The following is a 22,286-nucleotide window of genomic DNA, read 5'->3' on the forward strand; positions in this document are numbered from 1 at the left end:
TTTTAGCAAATCTTTTTCACTATGCTTGCTTTAGTTATTCAAGTGTCCACGTTTGTGAAATTCTAGCCAAAGAAGTTCCTTAATCTTTGCTTTGAATTACAGCTATTACACCCGTTTCAAATGAAAATTTAGCTGTATCAGAAACAAATTCATTACTTGCATACGAAGTTGGTTGAGTAACAGTTGCATTTTCTAACTCATATTTGCTTTCTTTGATATCCAGATGGCTGACGGGCGTCAAACAGCAATAAGCCAAGTATTTCATTTCTGGTATCTTTTTGATTGAGTAGCTGCCTGGCAAGTAATAACTCAAATTATTTTGACGATCTGCCAAAGTCAAATGCTGAATATATGGCTGAAACCTTGGCTCCAGTCCTAACCACAAATTAGATAATAAATGATCCAAACGTCCACCAGTCGCACCTACTAAGCTATAATCTGCATCGGGATAGCGCTCGAATGTAGACACTAATGCTAATTGCGTGTCAGTATCGTCTTTTTCTGCTGACGATTGAATAACCAGCTCTGCTTGTGAGAAAACATAAGTACGTTCTTCCTCATTTAACGAATCAAAATCACCCACAGCTAGTTCCAAAGAAAATCCTTGTTGCAATAAATATAACGCTCCACGGTCAATACCAACATGATAGTCATACTCAGAGCCTGTTATCTCTGGCCATTCTTGTGGTGATCCGCCTGCTGCTAATAAAATTTTCATTTTAGCTCAAAGCCTCTTTGAGTTGATTAATTTGATGGATTGGATTTTCAGAGGCATAGATGTAAGATCCTGCTACAAAAACATCTGCTCCTGCCTCTTTACAAATTTTCGCTGTTTCCGGAACGATTCCACCATCAACTTCGATTGCGTAATGATAGCCATTTTCTTGGCGAAGCAAGTCTAATTCAGCAATTTTAACAACAGTTTCTTCAATAAAGCTTTGACCGCCAAAACCAGGATTTACCGTCATGACCAAGACCTGATCAACTATAGATAACACATGCTGAATTGCTGAAACTGGTGTACCAGGATTGATTACCACACCAGATTTCACTCCTAGATCATTAATCATTTGAACAGCACGATGAATATGTGGTGTTGATTCAGCGTGAACAGTAATGATGTCGGAACCAGCTTTTGCGAAATCTGTAATATAATTTTCTGGATTTACGATCATCAAATGAACATCTAAAGGCAATTTAGTCACTGGACGGATTGCTTGGACAACATTTGGTCCTAATGTAATGTTTGGTACAAATTGACCATCCATAACATCGACGTGGATGTAATCTGCTCCACCTTTTTCTACTAACTCAATATCACGTTGTAAGTTGGCAAAGTCTGCACTTAAGATTGATGGTGCTAATTTCATTTCATTTCCCCCTATTTTCTTTTGCTCTCTTTTTTATAAACAGGTCTGCGCTTTTCAACTTCTTGTAGAAATTGCAAATAGTTATCATAACGCGTTTGTGCAATTTCGCCATTTTCTACTCGGCGTTTGACCTCACACCCTGGTTCTTTCGCATGCATACATTCACGGAAACGACAATGTGCAGACGCCTCAACAAATTCCGGAAATTGTTTTGGTAGCTCCGTTGCTTCAATCGTCAGAAAGTCAATCGAGCTAAAGCCTGGTGTATCAGCAACCAATCCATCATACAACGGAATCAATTCAACATGACGCGTAGTATGCTTCCCTCGACCAAGAGAATCTGAAATTTCTGCTGTTGCTAACTGTAATTCTGGCGAGATTTGATTAAGTAAAGTCGACTTGCCTGCCCCCGATTGCCCCATAAAAACAGTTAGCTGCTCTGGAAAGTAACGAATTAATTCATCTGTATCTCCTGATTGCTTCGGTACTATAACTGGATAACCAATTTTTTCGTAGGTTTCTTTAATCTCTTTAATTTTGGGATCATTCGGTGCTAAATCTGTCTTTGTTAGAAAAATAATTGGTCGAATCATTTCATACTCAAGCATCACTAAAAAGCGATCAAGTAAATTCGCTGAGAAATTTGGTTCAACTAAACTGGTTACGATTACACCTAAATCAACATTCGTCACCGGCGGTCTTACTAATTGATTTTTTCGTGGCAAAATTTCCAGCAAATAACCATCTGTTTTATTTTCACTTTCAAAAATGACTTGGTCACCAACTAATGGACTAATTTTTCGATTACGAAAATTTCCTCTTCCTCGTGTTTGGTAGGTTTCCCCATCGGCATAAACATAATAAAAACCACTGATTGCTTTTCTAATTTGTCCTCTGATTTGTGCCACCTCCGTTTTTTATTTATTTTAACACAGGAAAAAGAATTCTTATGCCTTTACAAGTAAACTTATTAAACTCTAGAAAATTTATTTTTACATTTTTCTATAAAAAAAGAATTATGTCATTAGTTTTTCACTAACAACATAATTCTTTTGTGCTTAGTTGAGTCACATGTGGTTACTCTTGTGATTTATTTTCTTCCTTTGATTCTCCTGTTGTCTCTGTCGTTTCTTTTGTTGAACTACTTGATGAATCTTTTTCTGAAGAAGCTTTTGCTGGATCTGGTCCCTTGGAGTAAACAACACTCACGATATCACCTTTAGCAATGCTTGCTCCGACACCTGGATTAGTACGAATAACTTTATCCTTGTCGACAGTATCTGAGTATTCAGATGTTTCATGTCCAATGTATTCAGCGCCAATCCCAGATAAATAATTTTGTGCTTCACTCTTTGAATAGCCTGAAATATCATTTAGACGACTTGGTTTTTCCTCAGCTCCTTGGCTGACTACAAAACTAACAGCTGTTTCTGCTGCCGTGAATTCGCCTGACCCGGGATTTTGACTAATAATATTTCCCGCAGCTATCGTATCGCTATAATCATAGCTCACGCTAATATTCGATGCTAAAAAGCCTGCAGATATCAACGTACTATAAACTTCATCATAGTTTTCGCCTGTATGATTATACAAATAAACTGGTTCCGCTCCTTTGCTCACTTTGAAAGTAATTGTATCAGAATCCGGATCAACTTCTCCGTCCGCAGGTGTTTGAGAAATAATTGCACCCTTCTCAACTTCAGAACTATATTCTTCTTCCGACTTAATTTGGTTTTCTGAAAAACCTAATTCAATTAAATTTGCTTTTGCTTCATCGTAGTTTACGCCAGCATAATCTTTTAATTTGATTTTTTTCGAGCCACTGCTTAAATATAATTTTACTTCGCGATTCCTTTTCACAGTTGTCTTTGCTGCAGGATCTGTTTTAACCACATTTCCTTCTTCAATTTTGTCATCAGCAATTTCTTCTGTCTCGCTCGCTACTTTTAGATTCGCGTTTTCCAACACCGTTCGAGCCGCTGCTTCCGTTAAATCTGATACATCTGGTACTTCCACTTCGCCTCGACCACCAGAAGCAAAAAATACGCCTGCGCCGATGCCTAAGCCCAGTAAGACCAGAATGAGTAAAATCCACCATTTTTTTCGTTTTTTCTTTGGTTTTTCTTCCTCTTCTTCTGGTTGATGATTTGGTTGTTCCCACACGTCATGCTCATCTGGTAAACGCATCGACTTGAACGAATCTGGCATTGGTGAGTCTGCATCAATCGGTGTCAGCACTTTGGTTTCATTCAGCATAGCTTGCGGTTCCCACTTTGGTTCATTCGCACGCGCAGGTGAAAGAACCGTTGCTAAGTCTTCATTCATTTCATCCGCAGTCAAATACCGATCCGTTGGTTCTTTTGCAGTTGCTTTCAATACAACATTTTCCAATGCCTGTGGCGCTCCCGGATCAATCGCTTTAATCGAAGGTAGCTCATCTTGAAAATGTTTCAAAGCGATCGTTACTGCTGACTCACCGTCAAATGGCACACTACCTGTCAACATCTCATAAAGAATGATTCCAAGCGCATAAATATCGGACTGTTTCGTAGCCATACTTCCTCTTGCTTGTTCAGGTGACAAGTAATGCACGGAGCCTAACATTGTATTCGTTTGAGTAATTGATGTTTCAGATAATGCAATCGCAATTCCAAAATCAGTAATCTTCACGACACCTTCATGGTCAATCAAAATATTTTGAGGTTTTAAATCGCGATGGATGATTTGATGATTATGAGCCAAAGAAATCGCTGATAAAATTTGTTGCATAATATCAACAGCTGTCTGATATGGAATTGGATAATGGGTTTGGATGTATCGCTTGAGATCCATTCCCTTCACATATTCCATTACTAAATATTGCATACCAGCTTCTTCACCAACATCATACACACTCACGATGTTTGGATGAACCAATTCAGTTGCTGCTAACGCTTCTCTTTGAAATCTGCGGATAGCAGTTTTGTCGTTTTGAAAGTCAAACCGTAAAACCTTGACAGCTACATCACGGTCTAAGATTAGGTCATGGGCCAAGAAAACATTTGCCATTCCGCCACTGCCAATATTGCCAGTGATTTGGTAACGTCCATTTAATTTCTTACCTAACTCGATCATGCACAGTCCTCCTTGTACTCAATAAGGAGTGCAGTAATGTTATCAGCGCCACCTGCCTCGTTTGCACGATCGATCAATTCTTTTACTTTATCCGTAAGCGAACCGGCACCATCGATAATTGACCCAATCATTTCTTCTGACAACATATTAGTAAGTCCATCTGAGCAAAGTAATAATCGATCACCCAATTGCCAAGAATAAGTTGCTACATCTACTTCAACTGTCCCCGGCATTCCTACCGATCGTGTCAAAATATTTTTTCTTGGATGGTTCACTGCCATTTCTTGACTGATTTCACCAGATTTGACCAGTTCATTCACTAATGAATGGTCTTCTGTTAACTGCTTTAATTGGTCTTCACGTACTAGATAAGCACGACTATCCCCAACATTTGCAATCGTAAATCTTGTTTCTGACAGAGCTGCAGCAACAATGGTTGTCCCCATACCATTATATTCTGGCTTTTCTTGCCCTCGCTGATAAATTTTACCATTTTCATTTTGGATTGTTTGAATAAACCACTGGGCAATTTTTTCACTATCTTTTAGTGCTTGTCCTTCCCAGTCAGCACCCAAATTGGTCACAGCCATTTGACTGGCAATATCACCAGCTCGGTGCCCACCCATTCCATCAGCTAAAACTGCCAGTTTGATTCCTTCTTGATTAGTAAATACACTCGCATAGTCTTGGTTGGTATTACGGCGTCTTCCTACATCTGATTGAAATTCAATTTGCATTTCTTCACCTCATTACTTTTTACGCAAACAACAGATAAAAAAGCCATCTGTATTAAATTGATGTGGATACAAAGTTAACATTTTATCTTCGATTGATGATTTTAGCACAGGACTCACTAAAACATCAATCCTTTCAAATTCAGGATGTCGTTTTAAAAAGGTCGAAATGACCCCTTGATTTTCATCAGCTAGAATGGTGCAAGTGCTATAAGTCAAGATTCCTGACGATTTTAACGTAGGAGCACAGCTTTCCAAAATTGCTAATTGAATTTTAGGTAAATTTTCTAAATCTTGTGGATTTTTTTTGTAGCGAATGTCTGGTTTCCGACGCAATAAGCCTAAACCAGAACATGGTGCATCAACCAAAATACGATCAAATTGTTCTGATTCAAAAGTTTGTTGTACTTCTCGTGCATCCATTTTTTGTGCAAAAACTGCTGACGACACATTTAAGCGAGCAGCATTTTCGTCAATTAGCTTTACTTTATGATCATGAACATCAAGAGCAATCACTTCGCCACCACATGTTGAATCTAAAAATGTTGCAATATGCGTTGTTTTACCGCCTGGCGCAGCACATGCATCCAGCACATGATGCTCTGGCTCAATTTGCATGGCTGGTGCAACTAGCATGGAGCTTTCATCTTGGACAGTTAGCAACCCATCATGAAATAGTGAACTCGAAGCTAAATGACCTTTTTCAGCAACAACACCATAAGGGCTAACTTGGCTTTCTTTCACAGAGATATCTTCTTCATTCAAAACAGTGATTGCTTGTTCACGTGACAAGCGACGAACATCCACTCGTCCACTTGCATGGCTTGATTCATAGAGTGAATAACCTAGTTTTTCTGTTTCTTCAAACCCAATTTGATCAATAAAACGTTGAGTCAGCCAAACAGGTAGACTGATTTTCACTGCCAATCGCTCTACGGGATCTTTGATTGTTTCTACGTCAGGTTTTCCTTGGCGTTGATAACTTCTCAATACGCCATTCACGAATTTTCCTGTTCCGGGGTTTCCTTTTATTTTCGCAATTTCCACAGCTTCGTTCAAAATCGCATGGTCTGGAACCTTGTCTAAAAATTCCAGCTGATAAACAGACAACAACAGCAATGTTTTGACCCATTCATCTACTTTTTTTGCTTTAGCAATAAAAGGAGTAATATAAAATTCAAGTAATAATTGATGACTAATCGTTCCATAAACAAGTTCTGTAAATAGTCCGATATCTTTTGGATTAAGCTTTCCTTTGTTAATCATTTCGTTTAATAAAAGATTGGAGTACGCACCACCTTTAGAAACTCGTTCTAAGGTCATTAAAGCCATGTAGCGTACAGATTTTTTCATACTGTTTGGGATTTTTGTCATTATTTCACCTGCTGTCCAACCATTACATGCTGGCCGCTACCATTTAGAAATGCTTGAATGGTTTGCTTCCCTTTACCTGCAGGTTGTAATTCTTTGATTGCTAATACCGTTTGATTGCCACACGCAATCCAAAGGTTCTTTTTATCTTTGCGAATGATTGTACCGGGAGCTTCGGTTGTTTCCTCTGCAAGTGGCTCCACAGCTAGTAATTTCCAACGAGCATCTTCATACGTTGTAAATGCGATTGGCCAAGGACGCATCCCGCGTACTTGATTATCAACTTCTTCAGCCTTTTTATTCCAATCGATTGCTTCTTGTTCTCTTGTAATGTTAGGAGAAAAGGTCACTTTTTCTTCATCTTGAGGAGTTGGTGTTAAGCTACCATCTAAAATACTTGGTAATGTTTTTAATAAGAGTTCTTTTCCTAATAAACTCAATTTATCAAACATTGTTCCAACATCATCTTGTTTGGTAATGGGCAAGCTTTCTTGCGCAAAAATGCCACCAGCATCCATTTTTTTAATCATTTCCATAATGGTGACACCTGTTTCTTTTTCACCATTGATAATCGAATAATGTACAGGTGCTCCTCCACGATATTTAGGTAATAAAGAAGCATGGACATTGATTGCTCCATGTTTAGGAACTTGAAGTAATTTTTCTGGTAAAAATTGACCGAAGGCAGCCGTAATCAAAATATCTGGTTGTAATTCAACGATTTTTTCCATTTCTTCTGAGCCAGAAATCTTTTCTGGTTGTAGTACTAGCAAATCGTGCTTCAATGCTGCTTCTTTGACTGGCGTTGGTGTAATCACTTTTTTTCTACCAACTGGTCGATCAGGCTGTGTCACTACAGCTTGAACTGTATAGCCAGCTTCCAATAACCCCTCTAGTATTGGGACGGAAAAAGCTGGTGTTCCCATAAATACAATATTAGTCATTCATGTGCTCCTCCATATATTTTTCAAGTTCTTCTTCAGGAATTTGTTCAATCATTTTTTCAACAAACAAAACACCGTTTAAATGATCGATTTCATGTTGAAAGGCTCGTGCTAAATAGTCGAATGCCGTTACTTCCATTTCTTGACCTTCACGATCAAAATAGCGAACAGTCACCTCGTCTGCACGTTTCACAGTCCCATAAACATGCGGGATACTCAAACAACCTTCCACATCTAAGCTTTCTCCTTTTGCCTCAATAATTTCAGGATTGATCAATTCAAATTTGTCCCCTTCATCAACTTCAACGATTGCTAAACGAAGATTTTTTCCTACTTGCGGTGCTGCAATACCAATACCGTCCATCGCAACCATTGTTTCATACAGGTCATCTAGTAGGGCAACTGTTTCATCTGTGATGACATCGATAGGTTGAGCTGTTCGTTTTAATTTATCATTTGGGTGAATCAAGATTGGGTAGCGCATATAGTATCCTTTCTCAAATAAAATGTAATGGTTCATTATCAATTGCCACGAATAGTCCATGGCGTTGTTCTTTTTGGCTTTTATCTAAAATGTCATCCAACACATTGGCTAGTTGCGGTTCGTGCTTGTATTTAATAATCAGCTGATAGTAATAACGATTCTTCACACGCAAAATCATACTTGGTGTTGGACCTAAAATCAAACTTTGGTCACTTAACGTCTGTTTGAGCAATTGCCCAATTTGGAAGATTTTTTTTGCAGCTACTTGTTCTTCTGGGTGGCTCGTGGTAATTTTCACCGTAAAATAATACGGTGGGTAGCCTCCGCGATGACGAACTTGCATTTCTTTTTGATAAAAGCGTTCATAATTTTGTTCTTTTACTAACTCAATTGCGTAATGTTCTGGGTTAAATGTTTGAATGACTACCTCTCCAGCTTTTTCAGCTCGGCCAGCTCGACCTGAAACTTGCGTTAACAGTTGGAAAGTATGCTCACTTGATCGGAAATCTGGTAAGTTGAGTGACGTGTCTGCATTTAAAACACCTACTAACGTTACATCTGGAAAATCTAGTCCTTTAGCAATCATCTGCGTACCTAAAAGAATATCTGCTTCCTTCGCACCAAATTTTTGCAAGATACGTTCATGTGCTCCTTTTTTTCGGGTAGTATCGACATCCATTCGTAAAATACGCGCTTCCGGATACAAAGTTTGCAATTCTTCTTCCACTTTTTGCGTACCTGTACCATAATACCGAATTTTATTCCCACCACAATTTGGGCAACGATGAGGGATTGGCTCTTCATGTCCACAGTAATGGCAACGCATTGACTTACTATCCATGTGTAACGTCAAGGAAATGTCACAGTTTGGACAAGGTAAAACAAACCCACAGTCACGACACATAACAAACGAAGAATAGCCACGACGATTTAATAACAGAACCGTCTGTTCCTTCTTTTCTAAACGATCTTGAATTTTTTCTTGTAATTGGCTAGAGAAAGTAGATGCCTGATGTTTTTGAAACTCTTCTCGCATGTCCACAATGTCAATCACAGGTAGCTGTGCACTACTTTTTGCTCGTTTGTTCAAGGTCAAAAGTTGATACACTCCCTTTTGTGCTCTCGCACGTGATTCAAGAGAAGGTGTCGCACTTCCTAATACGACTGGACAATGATGGTACTTCCCACGCCAAATAGCTAAATCTCTCGCATGATAGCGTGGTGTTTCATCTTGTTTATAACTTGATTCATGTTCCTCATCAATAATAATCAAGCCAATATTTTCTAACGGTGCAAAAATCGCCGAGCGAGCACCAACAACTACTTGTGCCTCGTTTCGTTCGATTTTACGCCACTCGTCATATTTTTCTCCCTGCGATAATCCACTATGTAATACCGCAACGGCTTCACCAAAACGTCCTTTGAATCGCTCAACCATTTGTGGTGTCAATGCAATTTCTGGGACTAACATGATTGCTGTCTTTTTCGCAGCTAAAACTTCGGCAATACTTTGCAGGTAGACTTCTGTTTTTCCACTTCCGGTAATGCCTTCTAATAAGAAAATCGGTTCTTGTTGTGTTTGACATGCTGTGGTAATTTGATCGACTGCAAATTGTTGTTCTTGGTTCAAATCTAACGCACTGGTTTGTTCAAATGAACGGTGTTGATATGGATCACGATAACGTTCGACTTCTTCAAAACGAAGCCAGCCCTTTTCTTTTCCTTGATTCAACACAGTGCTACTGATTCCTTTATCTTTAAAGTACGCAAGTGGCTCATCTTTAACTACTTCAGATAAGCAAAGCAACAATTCTTTTTGTTTTTTAGCATTTTGACGTAGCTTTCCCCACTCTTCCTCGATCTGTTCTTCTTTCAAAAGTGAGTGAACCATTCGAATTGTCTTCACTTTGTTTTTAGTATGAACTTCATAACGAATATCAACTAATTTCTTTTTTCGCCAACGCATCAACTGAGAAACCATGCCTAAAGACTCTGCCTCTTTCCAAGAAATCATTTCTCGTTCTTGAAAAAATGCTTGTGTTTCAACTGCAGGTTTCAACGGATAAATGATTTTGTCATACTCCGCTTTCATGACACTTGGCAACATCGTTTGAAGACAAGTGATTTTAAATGCGTAGGTAATTGTCTTCATATAATCAGCCAACGCTAAAAGCTCTTGATTAACAACTGGTGCTAAGTCAAGCACACGAATAATTGATTTAAGTTGAACTTCAGTCTGAACAGCTTCGTCGTTCAATCCAACAACAAATCCCTGAACATGTCGATCGCCTTTTCCAAAGGGAACTTCCACACGCATGCCCACTTGCAACTCCGCTTCTAATGTGAAGGGAACAAGATAAGTGAAAGGTTGATCTGTTTGCATCGTCGGCACGTCTACAATTACTTCTGCAATTACTTCCACAACTTTCCCCTCCTTTGATAACCATTTTTTGGTGAAAAAGATCCGTGCTTATTTTACTAGAAAACCCTTAGCTTGTCCTGATTTCTGCCATTTCGTAACAAAAAAATAAACTAGCTAACTCACGTCTTCTTTTATTTGAATAATTAAAAAGAGAGCCGTGACCCTGGTCACAGCCCCTGAAATTATAGTTTTTGTTCTTCGCGAATGCGTGATTCTAATTCTTGTTGTTCACGTTCTTTTTGTGCTTGGCGTTCTTCATTTTCCATACGTAGACGTTCACGTTTCAATTCAGGATGTGGATCATTGATCACATTTCCCGCATCAATTTCTTCAAGTGCTTGACCAACACTTTTTACAGACTCAAATGAATCCAACGTTGGTTGTGCTCCCGCATCTAATTCGTGGGCGCGTTTACTTGATAAAATTACTAATGAGTATTTTGAATTTACTCGGTCTAACAATGAGTCAATTGAAGGTTTCAACATCATAAGACTACATCTCCTTTAACATTTTAATATATTTTCCGATTACCCGATCTACTCGAAAGTGTTCGCTAGCAATAATATCTTTAATTCGATTAACAGCTAACGGAACTTCATCATTTACAACGGCATAATCATAAAGGGCCATCATTTCGATTTCTTCTTTAGCAACTCTCATACGTTCTTCAATTACTTCTTCTGCATCCGTTCCACGACCAACAATTCTTGATTTTAATTCTACTAAATCGGGCGGTGTCAAAAAGATAAATACACCATCTGGTACTTTATCTTTTACTTGCTGTGCTCCTTGAACTTCGATTTCTAAAAATACATCTTTTCCTTCGTCCAAGGTTTGATTCACATATGATAATGGTGTGCCATAATAATTTCCAACATACTCTGCGTATTCAAGCATCTCACCAGCTTCAATCATCGCTTCAAATTCTTCTTTGCTCCGAAAGAAATAGTCGACTCCTTCGACTTCTCCTTCTCGCATTTTACGAGTAGTCATTGAGATTGAATATTGAAAATCATTACCCTCACTCTCAAAAATTGCTTTACGTACGGTTCCTTTTCCTACACCGGATGGACCTGACAATACGATTAATAATCCACGCTCTGACATGACGACGTCCTTTCAACTAGTCTTTTCTTGCTTATCGTTTATTTTGCACTTTTTTTCTGCAACTTTCAAGGTTCTCTTTATTATAGACAGATTTTCCTAAAAAAGCCACCTTTGCTTGAAACTAGAAAAGAAAAGCTTGATTTCCTCGACAAAACAAAAAAACTGCAACCAAATTTCTGGTGCAGCTTTAGATAGTCGTTGATGTTTCAACATACTTGATTTTAGCCAAAAGAATTAAAATCCCATGTTAGACAAAGTATTCACGACACCAATGATTTCGTCTTTTCGACTAAGTACTTTTTCTGTTGGATCACTAACTTCTTGTGTATCCATACGCACAATAAATTTCCGATTAAGCGTTACATATGTCCCATCATTGATCAAAATATTTAGTTCTTGATCCGAAATTTTTACGCATGCGTCTTGCCAGGCATCAAATCCTTCTTTATCTGATGGAACATTTCTTTTAACCACACTTTTTCCACTTAACTCATGAAAAGTAATATCATAATAGGTCATTACAAACTTCCTCCTGTTTCTATTTTATAAAATTATTCAATATTTTGAACTTGCTCACGAATTTTTTCCAAAATCGTTTTTAATTGGACTACTTGGTTTTTGATTTCAATTGCACTTGACTTGGATCCAATGGTGTTCACTTCTCGATTCATTTCTTGAATTAGAAAATCAAGTTCTCGACCAACTGGTGTAGACATCAAAATTAATTCATTTAGCTTTACGAGATGGATAAACAAACGATCTAGTTCCTCGTGAATATCTCCACGTTCTAACAAAATGGCCAACTCTGTCAACAATCGTTGCTCATCAACTTTGTCGCCTAAAAATTCTTCCAATTTTTTTTGATAGCGTACTTGGAATTCTTGTTCATATGTTTCAACAAACGCTACAAGGTTGTCTAACACTTGCGAAAACTCTTCTTTGTTTTGCAACAATACAGCAGCTAAAGCCTGACCTTCTGCTTCACGGCTACGTTCAATTGCTGCTAAGGCCTCAGACAACGTTTCTTGAACTAATAGACTGAGTTGCTCTTCATCTGTTTTTTCTGGTTCACTGACTGAAACAAACTTTTCCTGTAACGCTAGACGTTCAATTAATGACGCTACCGAAAGTTGGACTTCACCACCGAAGCGATCATGTACGCCTTGCGAAAGTTGCGTCACTAACGAATCAATCAGCGACCAGTCAATTTCAACTTGTTTCGTATTTTCCCCGATATGCGTTACATTCACAAAAACTTCAACTCGTCCGCGAGTGAGTTGTTGTTTAATCAACTGACGCATAGTACCTTCAAGAAAATTCAAAAGCTTCGGACTGCGTAATTGAATATCCAAAAAACGTTGATTCACACTTTTGATTTCAATATCCAGTTGATACTCTTGTGTTTCACGGATTGCTTTGCCAAAACCGGTCATACTTTTCATTCGACAGGGTCCTTTCTTACATGTTTTCTATCGCTTTTTGCAATGCTTCAAACTCTTCGTTCGTCAATGTCAATCCTTTCCCCATTTTTTCGTGTTCCGGTGACCAGTCACGCAAATCAAATTTCGGCGGGCGACCATTCCAGCTAACTAAGTTTAATTCTTTACGCCAACCCTTTGCGTTTTCAGATAAAATTGCGATTTCTTCTATGATTTCATAGGAAAATTCTTGTGCCATTCTTGTTCCTCCTTAAGATAATGTGCATATAAAACAAATAATGTGTTCAATGGTTGTTCCTTAAGCAACGTTTGAACCTTCTCTTTCGTACTAGCATAAAGTTCTTTTGCTAGTTCCGTCAACTTTTGTTCTAAACGTTGTTCTCTTGAAGAAGACCACCACTCTTCCATACTTAGTAACCCAATTTCATTCGTAACAATTTCTGTAAATGGACGTTGTTCTTTTTCACGAATCAACGTTATCATTTCTGATACTTGATAAACTTTATTAGGCAGTAAATACATTTGTTTTGCCAATAGTTCTAGCATTGCTAATCCGCAAGTTTCAATGACGACCCTGTCTTTATATACATTACGCAAATTCTCCCAAAATTTTACGTCATAGAAAAAAGAAAGCTCTAAATTTTTTTCCTTGGCTAACGTGCGCAGAAATTTTTTCCAAATTTTTTCAGCCAACACGGTCGAATCAAAGGTATACCAATGACCTTCATATTGGTGCAGCTGTTTTTTTGTTTCTAAATAACCTAATTGTAAATTCATTGAATTACGCTGTCCATCAAAAATCAAAAATGTACCTAGCGTCCAAAGTGAGCGACAACGCCATTCAACAAATCCTAATGGTTTTTTGACTCTTTTTGTAATTCCTGGTCCTTGAACATCTACCACAAAAGCTTCAGTTGCTCCTTGTTCAATCGCAACATCCACTGGCAGATTATTTTTATATCCGCCATCAATATAGCGATCTTTGTCAATTTTTTTATAGGCCATCGCTGGATAAAAAGAAGCGGAAGCAACAATCCACTCCGGAATCTGCTCTGGCGGCATTTTTTGAATAGGCACCACTTTCTCAATCATTTCAGGAATTTTAGTCGTAACTGTAAATAGTTGTGGCTTCGTTTTTTGAACTATGCTTTTCAAATCCAATGATTTTCTTAGCAGTTCTTCTAAAGGCTGTGAAGAAATACCGCGAGTTAAAACAGCCGTCTTGGTCATTCGACGAATATCAGTCAACAACTGTTGGCGCAAATCAGTTAAAGGCACGTTCTCTGGTACCGCCAAAATCTGATTGGTGGATAAATTCGTCCATAAAAATTCAGCTTGATCCAAATCACCTTGCAACATCAAGACGCCATTGATTGCACCAACTGACGTGCCGGTAATAATTTCAATCGAAAAGCCAGCTTCTTGTAATGCCTTCCACACACCAATTTGGTAGGCCCCATGTGCGCCGCCCCCGCCAAAAACCACAGCAGATTTTCCAGAAACATTTTTCACCCACTGAGTAGTCCTGGTATCAACTGTTTGGTACCCAAATTGAATAAATAATTCGGTCATTTGGGAAGAAAGTGGTTGTGAAAAGGAAAACTGACAAGCCGATTTCAAAAAGTAGCGCGCACAACTTTCCAGCAATGTAAATAGTTGACGCCATTGCCGGAAAGATTCGTTGGCTAACACATTTGTTATCACCAAATGATCTGACTCACTTGCTTCTCCTGTTTTCTTCTCAAAGTAGAGCACTAGTTTACCAGCTTTGACTCGCCATGCATTTTTCTTTTTTGCCGTTTGCCAAAAAGAATCACGACTTTTTTGTTGTTCATTGAAAAACGGAAATGGTTGTTCCATTTTTCGACTTTCATTGTGTAGACGCTGCCTTTCTGACCAATAAATTGGTTGGATATCCATCGTTCTCTCCTTTTTCTCCAAGTATAGCAGTCTCTGAAAAAAATTTCTTGTCTGAACTAATTGCGCCTATCCTTTACAAAAACAAAAGAGTTCATTTATCTTTTCTAAAAAATAACTGATATCAAATTTAAAGCAATTTGAAAGCTACGATTATTTTCAATGAAAACGTGACTTTGTAATGGAATTTTAAAATAAAAGAAACAAGCTTTTTTCTTACAATTGTTGTAAAATAAAATAGTTGAGAAATCAAGTAAGGAGGAGCATGATGACTGATTCAGTTTATGTACATATCGACACAACTAGTAACGCTGTTTTAACCAAAGGATTAACTGCAAATGATTTTTCAAACAGCATCGTGCATTATCCTCAAAACTTGCTATTATTAGATCCTGCTGCTTCAGCAGGAGAATATGAACCTCACACTGGTTTGAAAATCATTCGTGGAACAGAAAATATTCAACATTTCTTCTCCTCACTTCGTAATCGTCATAATGCGGACGACTTAAAGTGGATCGATTTTACAGACCTAACTATGCTAAAAGAACTATCACCATTAGAAATTTCAGAATTATTGTATTTTGGGCATATGAAAACGCATCTGCACTCACCATTTTTCTATAAATTACAAAATAATTTTGTTTATTTTGATTTAAGCGATCAGTTGAACCGAATTTATTATCGTTACCTGGATGAATTTTACCGAATTTTTGCAGACAAGATGAGTCAAATTCTTGCAGATAAAATCAACGAAAAGAAATCATTCTTTCGCCGTGGCATCACTGTTGAAAAAATCAATGGTGATTTACTAAAAGAAATGCGTCCATTGATGCAAGAAGGCATTATTTTTTCATTTGAACAAGCTGGATTGATCAATGATGAGTATCGAATCCCCATCTATGTGATTGAAGACTACATATGGAAATTAAAAGGGACTCGCTACCGTGAAGAACCTGTAATTGGTACACTCGTCTACAACACACTTGACCGACGTTGGCGTCTAATCAGTGATGTGGATGACTTTGCCTACGGTACACTAAATTAAAAAATTTTTTACCTGTGTAAAGGAACGGAACAGTTAGATGTTACGTTCCTTTTTTCGCAAAAAAAGATTGAACAAAAAGCCATAGTCTCTTTGTTCAATCTTTTTAAGTGCTTATTTTTTTGTTTCAAAAAGTGGGCTAACTGGTTTATTTTCATGGATACGTTTAATTGCGTCACCCATCAAACCACCAACGCTAACTTCGTCGATTTTATCAATTTTACGATCTTCTGGTAGATAAATTGAGTCCGTTACAACTAAGCGTTCAATTGCTGAATCTTCAATTCTTTGCAAAGCTGGACCAGATAAGACTGGATGTGTACAAGAAGCATAAACACTTGTTGCTCCTGCTTCTTTCAACGCGTTAGCTGCTAAGGTGATCGTACCTGCAGTATCAATCATGTCATCAATCAAGACACATGTTTTTCCTTCAACTTTACCGATGATATTCATTACTTCTGCAACGTTTGCTTTAGGACGTCGTTTGTCGATGATTGCAATTGGTGCTTTTAGGAACTCAGCCAATTTACGCGCACGAGTTACGCCACCGTGGTCAGGTGAAACAACAACAACATCGTCGCCTTTGATTCCTTTTTCTAAGAAATAATTAGCAATTAATGGTGCACCCATTAAATGGTCAACAGGAATATCAAAGAAACCTTGAATTTGAACAGCGTGAAGGTCTAGGGTCAACATTCTTGTTGCTCCTGCTTTTTGAATCATGTTTGCAACTAATTTAGCAGTGATTGGTTCCCGCGCACGCGCTTTACGGTCTTGACGAGCATAACCATAGTACGGCATAACTACATTAATTGTTTTTGCACTAGCGCGTTTCAAAGCATCGATCATAATCAACAATTCCATTAAATTATCATTTACTGGACTACTTGTTGATTGGATAACATACACATGTGAACCACGAATACTTTCTTCAATGTTTACTTGAATCTCACCATCACTGAATTGAGTAACAGATGATTTACCTAATTCTACACCAACAGCTGCAGCGATTTTCTCAGCTAATGGGCGATTTGAGTTTAATGCAAAAATTTTTAATCTTGGATCAAAATAATGATTTGACATGGGGACCTCCACTTTCTTTTTCACAACTCTGGAATTCTTCCTAGTAAATAGTAGACATATTTTTTAAATAAATCAAGTTATTTTACAAAAAACTAATTGAGATAAGGGAGTTTTTTCGCATATCCTTCTTTGTTTACTTGTCGCGCACGTGCAATTGCAAGTGCATATTCAGGAACATCATTTGTAATGGTTGAGCCCGCTGCAATCGAACTATGATCTTCGATTGTCACCGGTGCAACAATGTTTGAGTTTGAACCAATGAAGCTGTGGGCACCGACTTTTGTATGATGTTTTTGTTTACCATCATAGTTAACGAAAACCACACCACAACCAACATTGATGTCCTCACCTAATGTTGCATCACCAACGTAAGTCAAATGACCAACTTTTGTATGACTGCCAATCTCAGCATTTTTCACTTCAACAAAGTTTCCAATGTGCGCCCCTTCACCAATTTCAGCGTTTGGACGTAAGTGAGCAAATGGGCCAACATCTGCTGCTTTTTTCACATGACTGCTTTCAATCACAGAATTAGTAATTACAACGTTATCTTCAATCACACTGTCCACAATTCGTGAATGTGCACCAATCATGCAATCCATCCCAATGACTGTTTCGCCTTGTAATTGTACGCCTGCTTCAATCACTGTATCTGAACCAATAACAACACCCGCATCAATATAAGTTGACGCTGGATCAACAAAAGTGACACCATTAGTCATGTGTGCTTCATTAATTCGTTTACGCATGATTTCATTTGCTTTTGCCAATGCGATACGATCATTTACACCCATTGATTCTTCAAAATTTTCTGTTTGATAGGCAGCAACCGTATTGCCATCTTCTTTTAGAATTTCAATAATATCAGTTAAGTAATATTCACCTTGGGCATTGTTCGTACCCACTTTATTCAAGGCAGTAAATAATGCTTCGTTGTCAAAACAGTAAGTACCTGTGTTGATTTCTTTTACGCGTGCTTCTTCTGGTGAAGCATCTTTTTGTTCGACAATTTTTTCTACGATTCCAACATGGTCGCGGATGATTCGTCCGTAACCAGTAGGATTTTGTGCTTGTGCTGTTAAAATCGTTGCACTAGCATTTTTTCCTTGATGGTATTCAAATAAATTGTTTAGTGTTTCTGTTGTTAATAATGGTGTGTCACCACTGATGACTAACGTTGTTCCTTTTTTGCCTTCTAAGAAAGAGGCTGCTTGTAAAACTGCGTGCCCAGTGCCTAGTTGTTCTGCTTGTAAAGCATACTCACTACGTTCACCTAATTGTGCTTTTACTTGTTCAGCCCCATGACCAACGATGGTAATGATTTCGTCAGGATTAGTTTCACTTACTCGATTGATAATATGTTCGACCATTGGTTTTCCAGAAACTGGATGTAATACTTTATATAATTTTGACTTCATACGAGTTCCTTTTCCCGCTGCCAAAATAATTGCATAACGTGCTTCCACTTACTTCACTCCTAGTTATCATTTCCTGTGTTAAGTTTAGCCCAGTGCTCGCTTTTTTTCAACTAACGATTATTTTAAAAAATTGCGTTAAAAATAAAAAAGTTGGGACAGCTTTTTGTCCCAACCTCTTCTAACTTGATTCGTTTCGCTGATAAAGTTATTCTTCTGAGAAATAATTTCCAGGAACAACTGTGATGTTTTTCGTTTTTGTATCAACATCTTTCACATAAAGTAGTGAAGTATAATCATCGATTGCACGATGTCCATGGAATTTTGATTCTGCAAAAACAGTGATACCAACTAATTCAGATTCGAATTCTTCAATCAAACTCTTCATTCCGTTGACTGTTCCGCCGCCTTTCATAAAGTCGTCGACGACAAGAACTCTTGAACCACGTTTCAAACTTCTTTTTGAAAGTTCCATTTTTTCAATTCGCTCAGATGAGCCTGAAACATAATTTACACTCACAGTCGAGCCCTCAGTGATTTTTGAATCACGTCGAACAATGACAAACGGAGCATTTAAATAATAAGAAACAGCTTGGGCAATTGGTACACCTTTTGTCGCAACTGTCATCACGGCATCAATTTTTTCACCTAAATATTTTGATGCGATGATTTTCCCAACTTGTCTTAATAACTCAGGTTCTCCTAATAAATCTGATAGATAAACATAGCCACCTGGCAACAAGCGATCTTGTTCTGATAAACGTTCGGCTAAAGATTCAATATATTTTTTTGCTTCTTCGTAAGGAATCTCGGGAATAAACAAGACACCACCCGCCGCACCAGGAATTGTCTCTAGTGTGCCGTAACCTCTTTCTTTAAATGTTTTCTTGATAATCGCTAAGTCCTCACTGATGGAAGATTTAGCAGATTCATAACGTTCGGCAAAACTTGTTAACGAAATCAATTCGTGTGGATGATCTAATAAGTATTGAGTCATATCAACAAGACGCTCACTGCGACGTACTTTCACATATTCCAGCTCCCTTTTTTAAAATTGTCGTTTTTCATTATATAAGTTTTTTTTCAAAAATTCGAGCATTTTATAAAAAAATAAGAAAATAGTTCGGTATTTCTGATTTATAAAAAAAGAAACGGCGGAAATATTTCGTTTCCGCCGTTTCTTTCAACACATTTTATGCTCGATTTTTTCGTTTTAACCCAATTGATAGTCGTTTCACTATATTAACGATTAAGAATAATGCAATAAAGACTAACGTGATTGTTGCTCCCGGCGGTGTGTCCAAGTAAAAGGAACTACCTAATCCAGAAAGCATCCCGACAAAGCCAACAAAAATACTAATTGCAATCACGACGTTGAAGCTCCGACCTAAGCGCATGCCGATTGCTGCTGGTAACACCATGATTGCAGAAATCAACAATGCCCCTGCAATTGGAATCATTACCGCAATCGCAACACCTGTGATCACGTTAAACATCATCGACATCGCATGGATAGGCAATCCGTCAACATGCGCCACATCTTCATCGAAAGTTAGGACATACATTGGACGTTTGAATAAAACAAATAAGATACCAATGACTACAAATAAAATACCTAAGAAAATGACTTGATCCCACGTGATGGTCACAATTGATCCAAATAAATAAGATTGAATGCTCGTTGCAGAATTCCCACCACTCAAATTCATCAAGACTAACGCTAACGCTAGTCCTCCGGCCATTAAAATTGCAATCGAAATCTCAGAGTACGTCCGATAAATCGTACGTAGATATTCTAAAACGATTGCTGCTAAGACCACAACAATCATTGTGGTAACTGTTGGGTTCAAATTGAGAAAGAACCCCAACGCCACACCTGCTAACGAAACATGAGAAAGTGTATCAGCCATCAACGACTGTCTTCTAATTACTAAGAAAACGCCCAGCATTGGGGCAATTCCCGCAATAAAAATCGCAGCAAGAAATGCTCTTCTCATGAATTCATATGAAAGCAACGCCATTGAGAATCCTCCTTCCTTACCAAACGAATTTGTCGATCTGCATACTGCTTGATGTCCTCATGATCGTGAGTAATCATCAAAACTGATTTTCCATGCACATGCGCACTATGTCGCAACAAACGATAAAATTCATTTCTAGATTCTTCATCCATCCCTGTCGTTGGTTCATCTAAAATAAATAAATCTGGATCAGTTGCAAACAAACGTGCCAAACTAATTCGTTGTTTTTGTCCACCTGACAGCTCACCAATTCGACGATGCCGCATATCCCACATCCCAACAGACTCCAAGGCAAGCTTCACGTATTCGTGATCCTTTTTAGTCAGACGTTTGAACCACTTACCTCTAGGAAACCGTCCTGAACGAACTAATTCAATTACTGTGCTTGGAAATCCCGCGTTAAATGATGCTACTTGTTGGGGAATGTAGCCAATCTTCAATTTTTTTCCTTCTCGATTTTCCGTAGCAATCGTGACAGTCCCTTTAGTAGGCTTTAACAATCCCAAAGTTGCTTTAATCAACGTTGACTTTGCTGCTCCATTTTCTCCAGTTAAAATGACAAACTCCCCAGCATCAACATGATAAGATACATCTTCTAATACTGGTTCTTCTTCATAATAAAAGGTCAAATCAGATACTTCGATATAATGCATCACAAGACCTCCTTCTAAACTTACTCGATAACTTACTTAATGCTTTCTTTCAATGCCGCTAAATTTTCTTCCATTACAGAAACATAATTCTCACCAGCAGCCATTTGTTTTTCCGTTAAGCTTTCCAGTGGATTTAGCACTTCAAGCTTCACGCCTGTTTCAGCAGCTAGCGTCTCAGCCACTTTCGAAGAAGCATTTTCTTCAAAATAAATGACTTTTGTCTGATTTTCCTCAACAAATGATTTCAGTTCTGCCAAGCGACTTGGTGTCGGCTCTTGATCTGGTGAAATACCTGAAATTGATTTTTGCGTTAAGTTATATTGATTAGCTAAATAAGCAAATGCAGCATGTTGCGTAACAAATGTCCGATTTTTTGCATCTTTTAATTCTGTTGCGTATTTTTGATTTAACTCTTCTAACTTTTTGATATAAGCTTCCGCGTTTTTATCAAATGTCGCTTTCTTTTCAGGATATTTATCTCCCAATTCTTTCGCAATGGTTTGAACTTCTTGAATTGCTAATACTGGATCTAACCATACATGAGGATCATATTCGTGCTCATGTCCGTCATGGCTCTCTTCATGGTCATCTTCAGCTTCGTGATCATGGTCTTCCGTTCCTTCTAAGCGTTCAATTCCCTTAGCTGCCTCAATCATCAATGTTTTTTCTTGATCAACTGATTTCTTTATTGAATCAACAAAAATTTCCATGTCTGAACTATTATACACGAAAACATCTGCATCTGAAATTTTTGCCATCTCTTTTGCACTTGGTTCAAAATCATGGGGTTCTGTTCCTGCAGGTATCAGTAACTCAACTTTGCCTTCGTCACCAACAACTTCCTTCGTAAAATCATACATTGGATAAAAAGAAGTAATAATGGTTAATTCGTCTGTCTTTGACTCACTTTTCTTTTCAGTTTGTCCACAAGCAGCAAATAACAACATTCCTGCAACAGCTATCGTTGCCCATACATATTTTTTAATCATTGTTTACCCCTTTCTAAAATAGCAAATCGGAATTTTACGATTTGTCAACGTGGACTAATGTATCAAAATAAAAAATCGCAGTCAATAGGATTCGGAAAATTTCTGATTTACAACGCATATTTAGAAGTAAACCGTAAAACACTTGAATACTTTTTCATAGAATAGGCTTTCTTTTCAGCAA

The 22,286-nt window shown here is 38.0% G+C and carries 22 protein-coding genes; 1 reads left to right on the forward strand and 21 read right to left on the reverse strand.

The features are described from left to right. Positions 1-79 precede the first annotated feature (79 nt). The 15 genes from IGJ93_RS11980 to IGJ93_RS12050 form a co-directional block, all read right to left on the reverse strand. Positions 80-718: a thiamine diphosphokinase gene (locus IGJ93_RS11980; protein ID WP_071869026.1), complete on the reverse strand. Its 639-nt coding sequence runs from the start codon at positions 716-718 to the stop codon at positions 80-82. Position 719: 1 nt separating this feature from the next. Next, on the reverse strand, positions 720-1,370 hold the full coding sequence (gene rpe / locus IGJ93_RS11985; RefSeq protein ID WP_067484696.1) for a ribulose-phosphate 3-epimerase: 651 nt from the start codon (positions 1,368-1,370) through the stop codon (positions 720-722). A gap of 11 nt (positions 1,371-1,381) precedes the next feature. Further along, positions 1,382-2,278 (reverse strand): ribosome small subunit-dependent GTPase A, encoded by an 897-nt coding sequence (rsgA, locus tag IGJ93_RS11990; protein ID WP_067484694.1) that lies wholly within the window; start codon positions 2,276-2,278, stop codon positions 1,382-1,384. Between the two features lie 169 nt (positions 2,279-2,447). Next, positions 2,448-4,484, reverse strand: a complete 2,037-nt coding sequence (pknB, locus tag IGJ93_RS11995; protein WP_071869025.1) for a Stk1 family PASTA domain-containing Ser/Thr kinase — start codon at positions 4,482-4,484, stop codon at positions 2,448-2,450. Further along, positions 4,481-5,221 (reverse strand): Stp1/IreP family PP2C-type Ser/Thr phosphatase, encoded by a 741-nt coding sequence (locus IGJ93_RS12000; protein WP_086270507.1) that lies wholly within the window; start codon positions 5,219-5,221, stop codon positions 4,481-4,483. The genes pknB and IGJ93_RS12000 overlap by 4 nt, the downstream gene beginning before the upstream one ends. 12 nt (positions 5,222-5,233) lie before the next feature. After that, a complete protein-coding gene (gene rsmB / locus IGJ93_RS12005) occupies positions 5,234-6,592 on the reverse strand; it encodes a 16S rRNA (cytosine(967)-C(5))-methyltransferase RsmB (RefSeq protein ID WP_067484685.1) in 1,359 nt (452 codons plus the stop codon). Next, positions 6,592-7,533 (reverse strand): methionyl-tRNA formyltransferase, encoded by a 942-nt coding sequence (fmt, locus tag IGJ93_RS12010; protein WP_071869023.1) that lies wholly within the window; start codon positions 7,531-7,533, stop codon positions 6,592-6,594. The genes rsmB and fmt overlap by 1 nt, the downstream gene beginning before the upstream one ends. Next, complete coding sequence (gene def / locus IGJ93_RS12015; protein WP_067484760.1) at positions 7,526-8,017, reverse strand: peptide deformylase; 492 nt, start codon at positions 8,015-8,017, stop codon at positions 7,526-7,528. The genes fmt and def overlap by 8 nt, the downstream gene beginning before the upstream one ends. A gap of 13 nt (positions 8,018-8,030) precedes the next feature. Next, positions 8,031-10,439 (reverse strand): primosomal protein N', encoded by a 2,409-nt coding sequence (gene priA / locus IGJ93_RS12020; RefSeq protein ID WP_270492964.1) that lies wholly within the window; start codon positions 10,437-10,439, stop codon positions 8,031-8,033. Positions 10,440-10,621: 182 nt separating this feature from the next. Then, positions 10,622-10,927 carry a DNA-directed RNA polymerase subunit omega gene (rpoZ, locus tag IGJ93_RS12025; protein WP_067484679.1) on the reverse strand — a complete coding sequence of 102 codons (306 nt, stop codon included), beginning with the start codon at positions 10,925-10,927 and terminating at the stop codon, positions 10,622-10,624. A gap of 4 nt (positions 10,928-10,931) precedes the next feature. Then, positions 10,932-11,546, reverse strand: coding sequence for a guanylate kinase (gene gmk, locus IGJ93_RS12030; protein ID WP_067484676.1), 615 nt, complete (start codon positions 11,544-11,546; stop codon positions 10,932-10,934). Between the two features lie 234 nt (positions 11,547-11,780). Further along, positions 11,781-12,065: a hypothetical protein gene (locus tag IGJ93_RS12035; RefSeq protein ID WP_071869021.1), complete on the reverse strand. Its 285-nt coding sequence runs from the start codon at positions 12,063-12,065 to the stop codon at positions 11,781-11,783. A 32-nt stretch (positions 12,066-12,097) separates the two neighbouring features. Next, positions 12,098-12,988, reverse strand: coding sequence for a YicC/YloC family endoribonuclease (locus tag IGJ93_RS12040; protein WP_218657991.1), 891 nt, complete (start codon positions 12,986-12,988; stop codon positions 12,098-12,100). 16 nt (positions 12,989-13,004) lie between these two features. Continuing rightward, complete coding sequence (locus IGJ93_RS12045) at positions 13,005-13,223, reverse strand: YdbC family protein (protein WP_067484668.1); 219 nt, start codon at positions 13,221-13,223, stop codon at positions 13,005-13,007. Then, positions 13,193-14,905: a patatin-like phospholipase family protein gene (locus tag IGJ93_RS12050; RefSeq protein ID WP_067484666.1), complete on the reverse strand. Its 1,713-nt coding sequence runs from the start codon at positions 14,903-14,905 to the stop codon at positions 13,193-13,195. Before IGJ93_RS12050 ends, IGJ93_RS12045 begins: the two co-directional genes overlap by 31 nt. A 265-nt stretch (positions 14,906-15,170) precedes the next feature. Here IGJ93_RS12050 and IGJ93_RS12055 point away from each other — a divergent pair, with 265 nt between their 5' ends. Next, positions 15,171-15,947 (forward strand): hypothetical protein, encoded by a 777-nt coding sequence (locus IGJ93_RS12055; RefSeq protein ID WP_095803862.1) that lies wholly within the window; start codon positions 15,171-15,173, stop codon positions 15,945-15,947. A 111-nt stretch (positions 15,948-16,058) separates the two neighbouring features. Here the strand turns inward: IGJ93_RS12055 and IGJ93_RS12060 are convergent, their stop codons facing one another. The 6 genes from IGJ93_RS12060 to IGJ93_RS12085 form a co-directional block, all read right to left on the reverse strand. Continuing rightward, on the reverse strand, positions 16,059-17,027 hold the full coding sequence (locus IGJ93_RS12060) for a ribose-phosphate diphosphokinase (protein ID WP_067484661.1): 969 nt from the start codon (positions 17,025-17,027) through the stop codon (positions 16,059-16,061). A 92-nt stretch (positions 17,028-17,119) separates the two neighbouring features. Then, on the reverse strand, positions 17,120-18,493 hold the full coding sequence (glmU, locus tag IGJ93_RS12065) for a bifunctional UDP-N-acetylglucosamine diphosphorylase/glucosamine-1-phosphate N-acetyltransferase GlmU (RefSeq protein WP_071869018.1): 1,374 nt from the start codon (positions 18,491-18,493) through the stop codon (positions 17,120-17,122). Between the two features lie 157 nt (positions 18,494-18,650). Further along, positions 18,651-19,472 carry a pur operon repressor gene (gene purR, locus IGJ93_RS12070; RefSeq protein WP_067484655.1) on the reverse strand — a complete coding sequence of 274 codons (822 nt, stop codon included), beginning with the start codon at positions 19,470-19,472 and terminating at the stop codon, positions 18,651-18,653. Positions 19,473-19,635: 163 nt separating this feature from the next. Further along, positions 19,636-20,463, reverse strand: a complete 828-nt coding sequence (locus IGJ93_RS12075) for a metal ABC transporter permease (RefSeq protein WP_067484652.1) — start codon at positions 20,461-20,463, stop codon at positions 19,636-19,638. Continuing rightward, positions 20,436-21,116, reverse strand: coding sequence for a metal ABC transporter ATP-binding protein (locus IGJ93_RS12080; protein ID WP_270346728.1), 681 nt, complete (start codon positions 21,114-21,116; stop codon positions 20,436-20,438). Before IGJ93_RS12080 ends, IGJ93_RS12075 begins: the two co-directional genes overlap by 28 nt. Positions 21,117-21,148: 32 nt before the next feature. After that, complete coding sequence (locus IGJ93_RS12085; protein WP_430596957.1) at positions 21,149-22,105, reverse strand: metal ABC transporter substrate-binding protein; 957 nt, start codon at positions 22,103-22,105, stop codon at positions 21,149-21,151. Between the last annotated feature and the right edge of the window lie 181 nt (positions 22,106-22,286).

Source organism: Enterococcus sp. DIV0174 (assembly GCF_050529065.1).
Taxonomy (GTDB): domain Bacteria; phylum Bacillota; class Bacilli; order Lactobacillales; family Enterococcaceae; genus Enterococcus_B; species Enterococcus_B thailandicus.